Below are 14,285 nucleotides of genomic sequence, written 5' to 3' on the forward strand. Positions count from 1 at the left end.
TTACTGTTTTATGATTTCTAACGTACTAAAATTTCGATCGATAATTATTGTAGCATTATTGTTTGCACTGACTGTATTTCCATCAACTATAATTTTTTCTATTATACCAAAGCCATGTAGCTGAATTTCAAAGCCTTTTGATCCGGAGTCATATTCTGAATCCATGGTATGCTCTATGCTGGTTTTGTTATCAACGATGTTTTGAACAAAAGTGTGCAACGTACTGATACCCATTTCAAAATCTTTTGTCAGTCCATCATCTTCGTAAAGCTCACTTTCTGTTTCTTTTATCGCTTTATAAATATGAAGCTTGATATTTTCAGGTACAAATTCATTTACATACTGCATTTTATCTTGCATAGGAATAATAGCCCCAGCTTTTACGAAAATGGGAATTTGTTCTAGTGGGGTTTCAACTGTAATTTCTTTTTTACCTAAGATTAATTCATTCGTCCAGAAATTGTACCATTCGCCTTCTGGCAAATACATCATGCGTTCATTTACTTTTGGGGCTGAAACTGGGCAAATCAATAGATGTTGACCTAGTAAAAATTCTTCCTCACGATCAAGTGTCTCTATGTCATTATGATAAGCCAATGATATTGCCCTCAGCATGGGCTTAGCAAATTCTGAATATTGCCAGAAAGTAGTATAGAGATAAGGCATGATTTCATACCGCAATTCAATAAATCTTCTAACAATATTTAAATATTTATCCTCAAACTGCCAAGGTTCCTTATTTCCATGATCGCCAGAAGAATGCGTTCTGAAAAAAGGATGGAAAGTAGCCATTTGAATCCATCGAGTGTATAATTCTCCATCAGGTGCGCCAATAAACCCACCTACATCAGAACCAGCAAAAGATACACCTGAGGCACTTAATCTTTGACATTGCACATTAGCAATTTTCAAATGTTCCCAGGAAGCAAGATTATCACCTGTCCAAACAGAACTAAATCGTTGAATTCCTGCATAAGCGGAACGGGTAATGGTAAAACTTCTGTTGTTTCCAGCAAATTGCTCCAAGCCTTCATAGGTTGCCCTTGCCATTTGCATTCCATATACATTGTGCCCTTTTCTATGGCTACAAGGATGTCCGTCATAATCATGTCTTACGTCTCTAGGGAAAGTACCTTCTTCGAAAACTGCAGGCTCGTTCATGTCATTCCATACTCCGGCAACACCATCTTGAGAAAGTCCTCCAAATAATCCCGACCACCATTTTCTAGCAGCAGGATTAGTAAAATCAGGGAAATGACAAGGGCCAGGCCACACACTGCCTTTAAATCTAGCGCCATCCATTCGTTGACAGAAATAATCATGATGGACACCCTGCTGAAAAACAGTATAGAGCGGATCGATTTTAATTCCAGGATCAATGATGACAATGGTTTTAAATCCATCTTTCCTCAAATCTTCTATCATCTGTTTAGGATTTGGGAATCTTTCATTATTCCAGGTAAAACAGCGATAGCCGTCCATATAATCAATATCTAAATGGATGACATCACATGGGATTTTTTTATCGCGAAAGGTCTTAGCTAAATCACGAACTGTACTTTCAGGATAGTAGCTCCATTTACTCTGATGATAACCTAGTGCCCATTTTGGTGGCATAGGAGATTTACCTGTTAGTTCTGTATAATCTTGAACGACATCCTCTAAATGTGGGCCATAAATGAAATAATAGCGCATTTCACCACCCTGAGCCCAAAAACTCAAAGCTTCTTTCCTTTCATGTCCAAAATCAAAGAAGGTTCTGAACGAATTATCCAAGAAAATGCCGTAGCCTTCTCCATCATTTAATCCCATGAAGAAAGGAATGTTTTTATAAACGGGATCAGTTTCATTGCCATATCCGTAGCAGTCAGTTCCCCATAATTCCCTGCGCGTTCCATTCAAGTTAAGTCTGCCCGTTTTATCTCCAAGCCCATAATATTTATTGGTTTTGGAAGATTTTAGAGTGGAAATCACCACATGTCCACCAAATCTTTTTTCATCTTTCCAATGGTAGCCTTTCTCATCTTCAACTAAAATCTTTCCGTTTTTATCTAGAATTTTAATAGTAGCATCTGCTTTATTGATGAGGCATAGCAGTAGATCTGTTTTAATAACAAGTGATTTTTCCTGGTTTTCAAATTGATAATTTGTGTTACCTAACTCAAATTCAGGATCTATAGCGTAAGAAAAATCATCTTCGAAATATCCGTCATTGGCATATCGGAATTTGAGGATTTTCGCATTGATTATGCTTAATTCCAAAGTGGAATGCTGAGCATAGATTTTTATTTTACCTTTCTTTTGTTTCCAGCTAATAATACCGCCTGGGTAAAACTCCTCTTCCTTCTGCTCTTGAAATTTTTCTATATAATTTCCTTCGAAATCCTTTTCAGATTCTTGGGTATTGTCTTTATTTTCTTCCATTTTAACGTATTAATATTTAGCGATTTACCGCCATTCATTTTACAAAATTAACTACTTATTGTAGTTAATACACTAAGTATTTCTTTATTTTTTTTAAATTAAGGGTTAATGCGTGAATCCTCTTTTAATTAATGGTAAAAGCAGTATTTTTTGATGTATTCTATCATAAATACAGATTAATCTCATAAATTAAATAATCTATTCAAATTATTGAGAATTGTACTAATATGAATGAAAATAATACGATTGAAAATGAGAAACATATCCTAACTGAAATTGCTTGGGAAGTATGTAATCAAGTAGGAGGAATTTACACCGTAATCCGTTCTAAGGTTCCAACAATGGTCAAAAACTGGGGTAAGAATTATTTTTTGATTGGACCTTACGCACCAAAAGAAGCAGCCACTGATTTTGAGGAAGCTGAATTTGGACACGATGTAATAGATGAAACTTTAAGAATATGCCGCGAAAAAGGATTGCATATTAAATCTGGCTATTGGTTGGTTTCGGGAAGACCTCAGACACTACTATTTGATCATAAATCGTCTTTTCATCAATTAGGAGATATTAAATATTACTACTGGCAAAATCATGGTATTGATTTTAAGAATCATGATCCCTTGATGGATGAGGTATTGGCTTTTGGGTATATGGTGCATATTTTTCTTTCAGAAATGACTAGAGTAGCTATTGATAAGAAAATTAAGCCTCTGGCTCATTTTCATGAATGGATGGCGGGTTCGGCTATTCCGAATTTAAGAAGAGACCAAGTGCCTTTGCAAACAGTGTTCACTACTCATGCTACGCTTTTGGGAAGATACTTGGCAATGAACGACCCGCAATTCTATGACCACCTTCCTTTTATGGATTGGCACAAAGAAGCAGTCCATTTCAATGTCGAAGCAAACGTTAAATTAGAACGTGCCTGTGTACATGGTGCTCATGTTTTTACCACGGTAAGTGAAGTAACAGGCAAGGAGTGTTTTCATCTCTTAGGAAGAAGCCCTGATAAGATTCTCCCTAACGGTTTGAACATTGAGCGATTTTCGGTGTTACACGAGGTACAGAACTTGCATCATAAGTATAAGCAAGTATTGGAACAGTTTATCATGGGGCATTTTTTCAAGAGCTATTCTTTCGATTTGAACAAAACCCTTTATTTTTTTACTTCGGGTAGGTTCGAATACTCCAATAAAGGCTATGATTTAACCTTAGAGGCTTTGGCCCGCTTAAATCATCGTCTAAAGGAAGCACGGTCCCCACTAACTGTTGTCATGTTTTTCATAACTAGACAACCTATACAATCGATCAATCCTGAGGTTTTGAATGCCAGAGCCATGTTGGATAAAATCAATACGAATTCCAATGCAATTGTAGAACAAATTAAAAACAGACTGTATAGACAAGCTGCCTCTAGCAAAGGGGATCATAAGCTACCAAATCTGAATGACATGGTAGATGATTACTGGAAGCTTAGACACAGAAGAACCATTCAAGCTTGGAAGTCAGGTGGATTACCTCCTGTAGTCACGCATAACTTAGTGGATGATGCTAATGATAATATTTTAAATTTTTTAAGAACTGCCAACCTTATTAATCATGAATCCGATAAAGTTAAAGTAGTGTATCATCCTGATTTCATCTCTTCCACCAATCCATTATTTGGAATGGAATATGATGATTTTGTGAGGGCTTGCCATTTAGGGGTCTTCCCAAGCTATTATGAGCCGTGGGGATATACTCCTTTAGAATCACTGGCGAGGGGAGTTGCTTCGGTGACTTCAGATTTATCAGGATTTGGTGATTATATGAAAAACGTAAGCATCGGTGATAAAAAGCATGGCATGTTTATAGTAAAAAGAGCCAATAAAAGCTTCCATGAAGCTGCTGAAGAATTGACCAACGTGATGTGGGAATTTACTCAAATCACTAGCAGAGAACGAATAGATATGAGAAATCAATCAGAAGATTTGTCAGAAGTTTTTGATTGGAAGAATTTATATAAAGCCTACGAAAACAGTTATAAGATGGCTTTAGAAACTTATTTTTAAACCTAACAACCCAAAATTATGGACGATAAACTGAGAGAAGATATAAAAAATGCTGGAAAATCGGTGGAGTTGGTAGAGGAGCAATTAGAAAGATTTAAAAAGGGCTTTCCATTTCTGGCAATTGACAGACCTGCAACAGTAGGAGATGGTTTAATTCAATTGTCTGATGATAGCATCGATAATTTTATTGCTTTTTACGAAAAGCAATCAATAGATTACAATATGATTAAGTTCGTCCCTTCAAGCGGTGCGGCTAGTCGCATGTTCAAAAGATTGTATGCTTTTCTAGAAGAGGATGAATCGCAAGCTGAAAAGGATGATTTTTTAAAAACTTTTTTTGAGTATATCCACGACTTTGCTTTTTCTCAAGCATTGGATGAAAATATGCAGAAGAATGGAAGTGGATTGGAGGAAGCTTTAAATCAAAAAAAATATCATGCCATTGTGAAAGCCTTGTTGTTGGAGGAAGGTTTGAATTATGGTAATTTACCGAAGGGGCTCTTAGATTTTCATGATTATAGATCTGGTATAAAAACCCCTGTCGGAGAGCACTTCACGGAGGGGGAAAATTATGCTAGAGGTATGGAAGGTAAGGTGCGATTGCATTTTACTGTCTCTCCAGAGCATCAAAAGCTATTGCAAGAGCACGCAGAACATGTGAGAAAGGGTTTTAATGATTTTGAAATTTCCTTTTCTCAACAGAAACCCGAAACTGATACAATTGCTGTTAATCCTGATAACACTCCTTTTTATAATGAAGATGGAAGTTTGCTATTTAGACCAGCTGGACACGGAGCTTTAATTGAAAACCTGAATGATTTGGATCACGACATTGTTTTTATAAAGAATATAGACAATGTGGTGCCCGATCATTTGAAGTTGAATACGATTCATTATAAAAAAGCTTTAGCAGGATTATTAATGAGTGTTCAAAGCAAATTATTTGGCTATCAGAATCAGCTGGAGAGAAATATCAGTGAATTAGAATTGTTGGAGATTGAGAATTTTGCTCGCAAAGATTTATTCTTGGTGTTCAAGGATGATTATGCTGATTTAGACTTTTCTGAAAAAGTAGGATACTTGCAGTATTTGTTGCATCGTCCTATCAGAGTTTGCGGTATGGTGAAAAATACCGGAGAACCAGGAGGGGGGCCTTTTTGGGTTAAAGAAGAGGATGGTTCTTTAAGTCTTCAGATTGCTGAAACTTCTCAAATTGACCCTAAAGATAAAAAAGCGCAAGAATCTTTACAGAACGCCACTCATTTTAATCCAGTTGATTTGGTTTGCGGTATTAAGGATTTACATGGTAGAAAATTTGATCTCTTAAAATATAGAAATCCAGAAACAGGTTTTATTACAACTAAATCAAAAGATGGTAGAGAATTAAAAGCTTTGGAACTTCCAGGGCTTTGGAATGGTGCTATGTCGGATTGGATTACACTTTTTGTGGAAGTGCCGTTATCCACTTTCAATCCAGTTAAAACTGTAAATGATCTATTAAGGGAAGAGCATCAGGCGGGGTAATTTAACAGTAGGACGAGACACTCATAACAAAAAAGCCTTTCAGATTTGATCTGAAAGGCTTTGTAATTTTACAAGTATAACAATTTACTATTCCGCTTTTTTCTTCTTTGCAGTAGTTGTCTTTCTTGTAGTACGTTTCTTTTTTGGCTTTTCTTCTACGATTTCATCTTCAACATCTGTTAAGATTCTACCGCAATGCTCACAAACGATTAATTTCTTTCTATCTCTAATATCGGCTTGTCTCTGAGGAGGAACGGTATTGAAACAACCACCACATGCTCCTCTTTTAACTGGAACAACAGCTAAACCGTTTCTAACGTTTCCTCTTAATCTTTCATAAGAAGCAGCTAATCGGTCTTCAATTTTCTTAAGCGCCTTTTCTCTATCTTTTTCAAGCTTAGCAACTTCTTCTTCAGTTTCAGCTTCGATATTTTCCAATTCAGCGCGCTTGCTTTCTAAATCTTTTACACGGTCTTCATGTAGAGCTTTAGTTTCTTCAATCCCTTTTACCTTATCTTCAATCTTAGCTTCAGCTTCTTTGATTTTTTTCTCATGGATTTGAATATCCAATTGCTGTAGTTCTACTTCTTTAGTGATGGCGTCATATTCGCGGTTATTTCGAACGCTCATTTGCTGCTCGCCATATTTGGCAATTAGCTTTTCTGACTCTTTGATTCCTTGCTTAGCGGCTTCAATATCATCTTTGATAGCTTGAACACTATCATCAAATTTTTGAATACGGGTTTCATAGCCTGCAATCTCATCTTCTAAATCAGCTACCTCGTCAGGTAGGGCTCCCCTCACTTTTTTAATATCGTCTAATTTTGAATCGATACCTTGTAATTTTTTCAAGGCATCAAGCTTTTGTGCTACAGTACTTTCCATGCAGTTAATAATATTTTATCGGATTCGTGACAGTCTGTCCTAAATGGAGTGCAATATTAGCAAAATTTTCTTTCAAAATTGCATAAAATATCTCATTTGTAAAACGTTCGCTTTCATAATGCCCTATGTCGGCTATAATCAGCCTTTCATCAGCATCAAAAAATTCGTGATATTTTATGTCAGATGAGATATAAATGTCTGCTTGCTTATTTTTTGCTTGCGAAATTAAAAAGGAACCTGCTCCTCCGCAAATTGCAACTCTTTTAATCTTACGGTTTATTTCTTTAGTGTGTTTTATGACGGATAAGTCCATTTTATCTTTAAGATAGTCGAAAAAGTCTTTGGGATCCATTGGTTCTACTATTTCTCCTATCATACCTGAGCCTAAATCATCAAAAGTATTTTCCAATTGATGCAGATAATAGGCTACTTCCTCATAAGGATGAGCCTTTTTCATGGCACTCAATATTTTATTTTTTAAGTAAAGTGGAAAGATAACCTCAATTTTATGTTCATCTACTGTTTCTAATTCTCCTTTTTTACCTATGCTTGGATTGGCTTTGTCCGATGGTAAGAAACTTCCTTTTCCAGCCGTTTCGAATGCACAATCTTTATATTCACCTATTTGACCTGCTCCAGCCCCGTGCAATGCAGATTTTAAGTCATTTGCATTTTCTTGAGGGACAAAAACACTTAATTTACCCAGGACGCCATTTTTTGGACTTAAGATTTCAGTGTTTTGTAACTCAAGCTTTTCTGCAATTTTAGCATTCACTCCATTTTTAACATTATCTAAATTGGTATGAGAAGCATAAATGGCGATATCATTTTTTATTGCTTTAATGACAGTCCTTTCCACATAATTGCTTCCTGTTAATTTTTTTAAACCTTTGAAAATAATAGGATGATGAGCTACTATGAGCTCACATTTTTTGGATATGGCTTCCTCAATTACTTCTTCAGTTACATCTAAGGTGATGAGAACATTGCTTACATTTTTATTGGCATCGCCTACTATCAAACCTGCATTATCATAAGATTCTTGATAGGCTAAAGGCGCAATGCTTTCCAAATGTTGGACGATATCCTTTATTTTGCTCATATTTGTTTTTGTTTCAATTCGGTCAAAGTTAAAAAGTTTTACAGCCCTTGCAATTATTTAAAAATAAGTATTGGCAATTATTAATGTCTCCATTTAGTATTTTGTACAAATTGGTGATGCAGTTTCGAAATCATTTGTACGATATAGAGTATAAAGCTGTTTTTCATTTTAACACTAAAGTTATTTCGGTGGGGAATTTATCGATGGGCGGTACTGGAAAAACCCCATTCGTAGAATATATTTTAAGGTTTCTAATAGAAAAGGGGTATTCTAATAAAGTGGCTACTTTGTCAAGGGGGTATGGTAGAAAAACAAAAGGTTTTAGAATTGCTAATAATGAGGATTCACCCAAGACTGTTGGAGATGAGCCGTTTCAGATTTATCAAAAATTTAGAAATGAGGCAGTCGTTTCAGTAGGAGAGGATAGGGTGTTGGCAATACCAAGCATTATTTACGAACATCCTGAAAATGAAATAATAGTGTTGGATGATGCTTATCAACACAGAAGTGTGAAACCCAATTTTTCCATTTTACTCACTGATTTCAGTTCTCTTTTTTATGATGATTATGTCTTGCCATCTGGCACCCTAAGGGAAAGTAGAAAAGGAGCCAAAAGAGCTGATGTTGTGATAGTAACCAAATGTCCACTTGATTTGGGGAAAACGGAACAAGAAAAGATTAAAGAGAGAATTGAAAAATATTCTGATAAGGAGGTATTTTTTACTTCAGTGAAATATGAGAAAACTGTAGCGACAATAGCAGGTAGCGAAGCAGGAAGAAGAATTGTACTAGTTACTGGAATTGCGCAAGCACAAAAATTTAAAGAATATTTAACAGAACAAGGTTTTGATATCATAAAGCATTTTGATTTTGCTGATCATCATAATTTTACATCTAAAGAGTTGGAGGAAATTCAAAAATTAGCAAATAGAGAAAATGCTGACATCTTAACTACGGAGAAAGATTGGGTCAGATTAGTTTCCTTTCCTGAAATATCAAAATCGATTCAAAACAAGCTTTTTTACATCCCGATCATGGTACAGTTTTTGGGTGATGAAAAATCTTTTCATCAGATCTTGGAAGATTCTATAATAAGAGCTAAATAAATCCATGACTTTACTTAATTTTGCGACTGTTTTGAGAAAAATTTCATTAATCATATCGATATTTTGTTGTGTAATAGGCTCAGCTTATGCACAGGTCACTGATGACTCCACAAGAAATGTATATGGTGCAAAAACTACTTATTACACTACCGAAGAGAATATTAAAAATAACCTTGAAGCTTACCAGATAATTGATACAAGTTTGACCAATATTCATAATTGGGATCCAGTTAATATTTCTGATTACTATTATCAAAACCTAGGAACTGTAGGGACAGCGATGCGCCCTGTGTTTTATGAAGCTCCTGATGTTATTGGGAAAAGAAGTGGATTTGGGGTTTATGACTATTATGTTAAAACTCCAGACAAGTTTAAATATTTCGACACCAAATCCCCATATACCAAAATGAGATCTGTATTTGGTGGGAATTATAGAGCTTTTATCGGGATTGATTTTTCACGAAATGTTAATGAAAACTGGAATGTTGGCTTCAGTTTCAGAAGATGGACAGTAGATAAGCAGATCGGTCCATTGCAGAGTAGGGGAGATTTGAATGTATTGAGTCACTCTTATGATTTTCAAACTGATTATCGTTCACCTGACAGGAAATATCACGTGATGTTTAATTTTGCTAGAACCTTTCATAAAGTAAATGAAACGGGAGGCATCAAAGACACCACCGAGGTTTTAGTTTATGAGGAGTTGTTTGATTATGATGATGAGGATATCAATCTAAGAAATGCTCAAGGAGGAGAACTAAGGCAGCAATATCATATTTATCAACAATATAAATTGAACAAGTTGTTGCAGTTTTATCATGTACTTGATAGAACAAACAGAATGAATTTATTTCTAAATACAAATCCTTCTGCTGAAACAGACATAGATTATTTCGATCAGTTTCTATTAAGGTCAGATTCAACAGTAGATTTGAGCCGTTATGTCTATTTTCAAAATGAAGTTGGCTTTAAAGGAGATATAGGAGATGCTTTCTATAGGTTTTATTTGAAGAGGAAGGATATTAGGTTTACAGGCAAGTACCTGAATTCAGTGAACCCGTTCACTGAAAATTATGCTGGCGGATATGTTCGTTTTGCACCCAAAGAAAACTGGCAAATAAATGCTAATGCTGAATATGAGTTGAACGGAAATTATAAACTTGGGGCTACATTAAAAGTCCCCTTCTTGACTGTAAGTGCAAAAAGTATGCAGTTTGCTTCTCCTTTCTTTTATGAACAACATTTAGGCAATCATGATTATTGGCGTAATGATTTTGGAAGTGAGCAAGTACAGCAATTAGGTGGTAAACTAGACATATATTGGAAAGACTATTTTAGAATACAGCCAAAGATTGATTTAAAAGTAGTTAGTAACCATATGTATTTTGATACTCTGGCAATGCCGCAACAGTCCAGTGGAATTGCTACTTTGATCCATCCTGGAATTGAAGCTAAGGCAAAATATGGAGTGATGAATTTGGATGCAAATTACATTTACACTTTTAAAGAAGGAGCGGATGCAGATTTGTTCAGAATTCCAGAGCATTTCTTAACCTTAGATTTATACTACCATAAAGTGTTTGAAGGAAGACTAGAAGCACGAATTGGGGCTGAAGCACATTATAAGTCCACCTATTTTGCTGATGACTATGATCCGGTTACTCAGCAATTTCATTTGCAGAATAATTTTGAAGTTCCAGGTTATATGTTTGTTGATTTATACGCAAGTGTAAAAATCAATACCGCACAGCTTTTTATAAAATTCAGACATTTAAATCAAGATGTTACAGCAGGAGGATATTTTGCTACTCCGTATTATACTGGACAAGAAAGAATACTTGATTTTGGTGTAACCTGGTCGTTTTTTGATTAAAATTTAACCGTCCTATTCTAGTAATGGAAAAAGAAAAATTCACTTTAGGATTAGAATTGCCGACCGATCCCAGATGGGTCAATATAGCGGAGAAAAATATTGAAGACATACTGATAGATCATGCTTATTGTGAGCAAAAAGCCGCCAGCTCATGTATGAGTTTGATTATTAATTTCCCTGAAATGGATGAGATGGTCAAGGTAATGACTCCAGTAGTGGCGGAAGAATGGTCGCATTTCGAAAGGGTTTTAGAACAATTAGATAAAAGGGGTTATAAGCTAGGATTCCAAAGAAAAGATGAGTACGTTTCACAATTGATGAAATTGGAAATTAAAGGTGGTAGCAGAAAATTCCAATTGATGGAAAAGCTCTTAATAAATGCTCTGATTGAAGCTAGAAGTTGTGAAAGATTCAAGCAACTACATTTACATATTCAAGATGAAGAATTGAAGAAATTCTACTATGAATTAATGGTTTCAGAGGCAGGTCATTATAAAAACTTTTTAAAATTAGCCGAGAGCTACCAACCAAAAGAAGACGTGAGAAAGCGTTGGGCAGAATTATTAGAAGCCGAAGCTGAAATCATGAAGAATTTGGAAGTGAGGGAGGATAGGTTGCATTAGCAATAAACAACTGCTCTCTTCCACTAGCCAGATTCTCTGTGGAAACTAATGCCGCCTGGCGGATTTTATAGACGAGAAGCCTAATTTTATTCTTAGGGCCAGCTGCTATTCCGTGCCAGAGGCACTTAGTAACCATCACCAGCAAGATGCTGGCGATAGTTGAAAGCTTAGGGTTCAAAAGGGGCAGACCGTTAGACGCTGGAATACACCAACTTCCTGCCTCCGGCTGGTGGAAACTACTAGCTCCTCTGGAGCATTCTCGATAACAACTTCACATTAAATATGGTCTATTTAATTCAAACCCTCAATTTCATTTATACTTATTCAAACTAATAGCCTTTTGACGGGTAGATTTAAAACGTTTTACCTCATCTTTTCTTAAAGCTTCATGTTTGGTTTTTCTGCCCTGCACCCTTTTTCTCCACATTCTAAAACTTGAAGGCTTCATTTCTTTGCGCATGATTTTAATGGTTTGTTTTTCAGATATGCCAAACTGATTAAAAATAGCATCGAAAGTAGTGCGGTCTTCCCAGCCCATTTCTACTATTCTGTCAATCTCCTCTGGCTTTAGATCTTTTATTTTCTTCATGAAAAAAGAACAGTAGTCCAGAAGGAATGTTTAGATGAATTTTAATAGAAAAACATGTAGCTAATCAATATTGCAGCAATGATACCAACTGCATCGGCTATCAAGCCACATGTTAAAGCATAGCGTGAATTTCGGATATTCACTGAGCCAAAATAAACGGCTAAAACATAAAAAGTAGTTTCTGTTGAACCTTGCATTACGCTTACCAATCTGCCCACAAATGAATCAGCTCCGTGAACTTCCATGGCATCCACCATCATTCCTCTTGCTCCACTTCCGCTGAGAGGCTTCATTAACGCAGTAGGTATACTAGGCACAAAATCAGTATTAAGGCCAGCAAATGCTACTACTGCTTCCAATCCATCTTTTAAAACCATCATGGCTCCTGAAGCCCTGAAAACACCTACTGCTACCAAAATGGCAATCAAATACGGAATAATCATTACCGCATAGCTAAAGCCTTCCTTGGCACCTTCCACAAAAGAATCATACACATTTACTTTTTTACGCACAGCTAAAACGATAAAAGCAATGATGATAGAGAACAGAATGAAATTGGCAATATTAGATGAAATCGGACCAATCTCAGACTGACTTAAGCTGCTGAAAAACCAAATGATACTTGCGATCACAAGACTTAATAAACCTAAAGAAAACAAGACATTTTTATGAAATAGGTTTATCCTTTGAACCAAAGAAACCGCTATTAATCCACTCAAAGTAGAGAAAAAGGTGGTCAATAAAATAGGTATAAATACATCCGAAGGATCAGCTGCTCCTAATTGAGAACGATAAACCATTATACTGATGGGAATAATGGTTAATCCTGAAGTATTCAAAACCAAAAACATAATTTGCGCATTACTTGCTGTGTCTTTAACAGGATTTAATTCCTGCAAACTATGCATAGCTTTTAATCCCAATGGTGTGGCTGCATTATCTAAGCCCAACATGTTGGCTGAAATATTCATTAGCATGGCGCCCATGGCAGGGTGATTTTTTGGAACTTCAGGAAACAATCGAGAGAAAAGTGGAGAGGTGATTTTAGCCAAAATGGCAACCATACCACCTTTTTCACCTATTTTCATGATACCTAGCCAAAGAGACATCACTCCAGTTAGCCATAAAGAAATCTCAAATCCCAATTTGGCATTATCGAAAGTAGCCTGAGTAAGAGCTGGAAATATTTCCATATCGCCCATGAAAATCCATTGGACTAAGGCAAAGACAAATGCAATCAGAAAAAATGCAATCCAGATGTAATTGAGAACCATAGGCGCAATTAATCACTAAAAACAGGAATTTACAATATTGAGGATAAAATATGTGGAAAGAAAATATTTTCAATCTTTGAAACCTATTCCTAATATTTACTTACTTTTAATTAGATTTTAGTTAATTTACTACTTGATAATGAAAGAGGTAAATAAATATATAGAGAAAATTAAAAAGCTTTGCATTGATAATAATGTTAAGTCATTATTTGCATTCGGCTCTGTAATAAATGATAAATTAAGAGCCGATAGCGATATTGATTTTGTTATTGATATTGATGATAATGATCCACTTTCGTATTCTGATAAATATTTCAATATAAAATTTAATCTCGAAGACATATTCAAAAGAAAAATTGATTTACTGGAAATGAAAGCCATAAAAAACAAATTCCTAAAACAAGAAATCGAGAAAACGAAACTTCCTGTATATGGAGAATGAAATCAATACATGGCTAGAAGATATTCATCAGGCTATTAAAGAGATTTACTTATTCTTACCCGAAAAAAGAGATTATTTTGAATTCTTAAATGACTTAAAAGGTAGAAGAGCAATAGAAAGAAATCTCGAAATTATAGGGGAAGCCGTTAATAGAATCCTTAAAGTTAAACCTGAATTTCCAATTAAAAATGCAAGAAAGATTGTAGATACCAGAAATAGAATAAGTCATGGTTATGATAGTGTTTCAGATGAAATTATTTGGTCTATCGTAATTAGAGATATAGTAAACTTAAAATCTGAGGTTGAAGACTTATTAAATGAAAAATAACCTTCCCTTGATATATCTAAGAGCAATAATTTAAACATTACATAATCCCCAATTTGTAATAAAT

At 35.4% G+C, this 14,285-nt stretch carries 12 protein-coding genes; 7 read left to right on the top strand and 5 right to left on the bottom strand.

Annotation, left to right across the window (positions count from 1 at the left end):
• Positions 1-2,424: a glycoside hydrolase family 31 protein gene (locus FTRAC_RS17865; RefSeq protein ID WP_013455687.1), complete on the bottom strand. Its 2,424-nt coding sequence runs from the start codon at positions 2,422-2,424 to the stop codon at positions 1-3.
• A 227-nt stretch (positions 2,425-2,651) separates the two neighbouring features.
• Here FTRAC_RS17865 and FTRAC_RS17870 point away from each other — a divergent pair, with 227 nt between their 5' ends.
• Positions 2,652-4,475, top strand: coding sequence for a glycosyltransferase (locus FTRAC_RS17870; protein ID WP_013455688.1), 1,824 nt, complete (start codon positions 2,652-2,654; stop codon positions 4,473-4,475).
• Between the two features lie 18 nt (positions 4,476-4,493).
• Positions 4,494-5,999 (top strand): DUF4301 family protein, encoded by a 1,506-nt coding sequence (locus FTRAC_RS17875; protein WP_013455689.1) that lies wholly within the window; start codon positions 4,494-4,496, stop codon positions 5,997-5,999.
• An 87-nt stretch (positions 6,000-6,086) separates the two neighbouring features.
• On the opposite strand, the gene FTRAC_RS17880 is transcribed toward FTRAC_RS17875, so the two are convergent.
• Entirely contained in the window at positions 6,087-6,884 is a 798-nt protein-coding gene (locus tag FTRAC_RS17880; protein ID WP_013455690.1) for a zinc ribbon domain-containing protein, read from the bottom strand.
• A gap of 4 nt (positions 6,885-6,888) precedes the next feature.
• Positions 6,889-7,986, bottom strand: a complete 1,098-nt coding sequence (locus FTRAC_RS17885; RefSeq protein ID WP_013455691.1) for a Nif3-like dinuclear metal center hexameric protein — start codon at positions 7,984-7,986, stop codon at positions 6,889-6,891.
• A gap of 47 nt (positions 7,987-8,033) precedes the next feature.
• Between FTRAC_RS17885 and lpxK the strand changes: the two genes are divergently transcribed.
• Genes lpxK through miaE form a run of 3 tightly spaced genes read left to right on the top strand, consistent with a single transcriptional unit; the run spans position 8,034 to position 11,588 of the window.
• Positions 8,034-9,092 (top strand): tetraacyldisaccharide 4'-kinase, encoded by a 1,059-nt coding sequence (lpxK, locus tag FTRAC_RS17890; protein WP_013455692.1) that lies wholly within the window; start codon positions 8,034-8,036, stop codon positions 9,090-9,092.
• 4 nt (positions 9,093-9,096) lie between these two features.
• Positions 9,097-10,965 carry a putative porin gene (locus FTRAC_RS17895; RefSeq protein ID WP_013455693.1) on the top strand — a complete coding sequence of 623 codons (1,869 nt, stop codon included), beginning with the start codon at positions 9,097-9,099 and terminating at the stop codon, positions 10,963-10,965.
• 23 nt (positions 10,966-10,988) lie between these two features.
• On the top strand, positions 10,989-11,588 hold the full coding sequence (miaE, locus tag FTRAC_RS17900; protein WP_013455694.1) for a tRNA-(ms[2]io[6]A)-hydroxylase: 600 nt from the start codon (positions 10,989-10,991) through the stop codon (positions 11,586-11,588).
• Positions 11,589-11,898: 310 nt separating this feature from the next.
• Here the strand turns inward: miaE and FTRAC_RS17905 are convergent, their stop codons facing one another.
• Together FTRAC_RS17905 and FTRAC_RS17910 are read right to left on the bottom strand one after the other, a co-directional pair.
• On the bottom strand, positions 11,899-12,177 hold the full coding sequence (locus FTRAC_RS17905) for a TIGR03643 family protein (RefSeq protein ID WP_013455695.1): 279 nt from the start codon (positions 12,175-12,177) through the stop codon (positions 11,899-11,901).
• 41 nt (positions 12,178-12,218) lie between these two features.
• Positions 12,219-13,451, bottom strand: a complete 1,233-nt coding sequence (locus FTRAC_RS17910; RefSeq protein ID WP_013455696.1) for a nucleoside recognition domain-containing protein — start codon at positions 13,449-13,451, stop codon at positions 12,219-12,221.
• A gap of 139 nt (positions 13,452-13,590) precedes the next feature.
• On the opposite strand from FTRAC_RS17910, the gene FTRAC_RS17915 reads away from it, so the two are divergent.
• Complete coding sequence (locus FTRAC_RS17915; protein ID WP_013455697.1) at positions 13,591-13,893, top strand: nucleotidyltransferase domain-containing protein; 303 nt, start codon at positions 13,591-13,593, stop codon at positions 13,891-13,893.
• Positions 13,883-14,221: a HepT-like ribonuclease domain-containing protein gene (locus tag FTRAC_RS17920; RefSeq protein WP_013455698.1), complete on the top strand. Its 339-nt coding sequence runs from the start codon at positions 13,883-13,885 to the stop codon at positions 14,219-14,221. Before FTRAC_RS17915 ends, FTRAC_RS17920 begins: the two co-directional genes overlap by 11 nt.
• Positions 14,222-14,285 lie beyond the last annotated feature (64 nt).

This window comes from Marivirga tractuosa DSM 4126 (genome assembly GCF_000183425.1).
Taxonomy (GTDB): domain Bacteria; phylum Bacteroidota; class Bacteroidia; order Cytophagales; family Cyclobacteriaceae; genus Marivirga; species Marivirga tractuosa.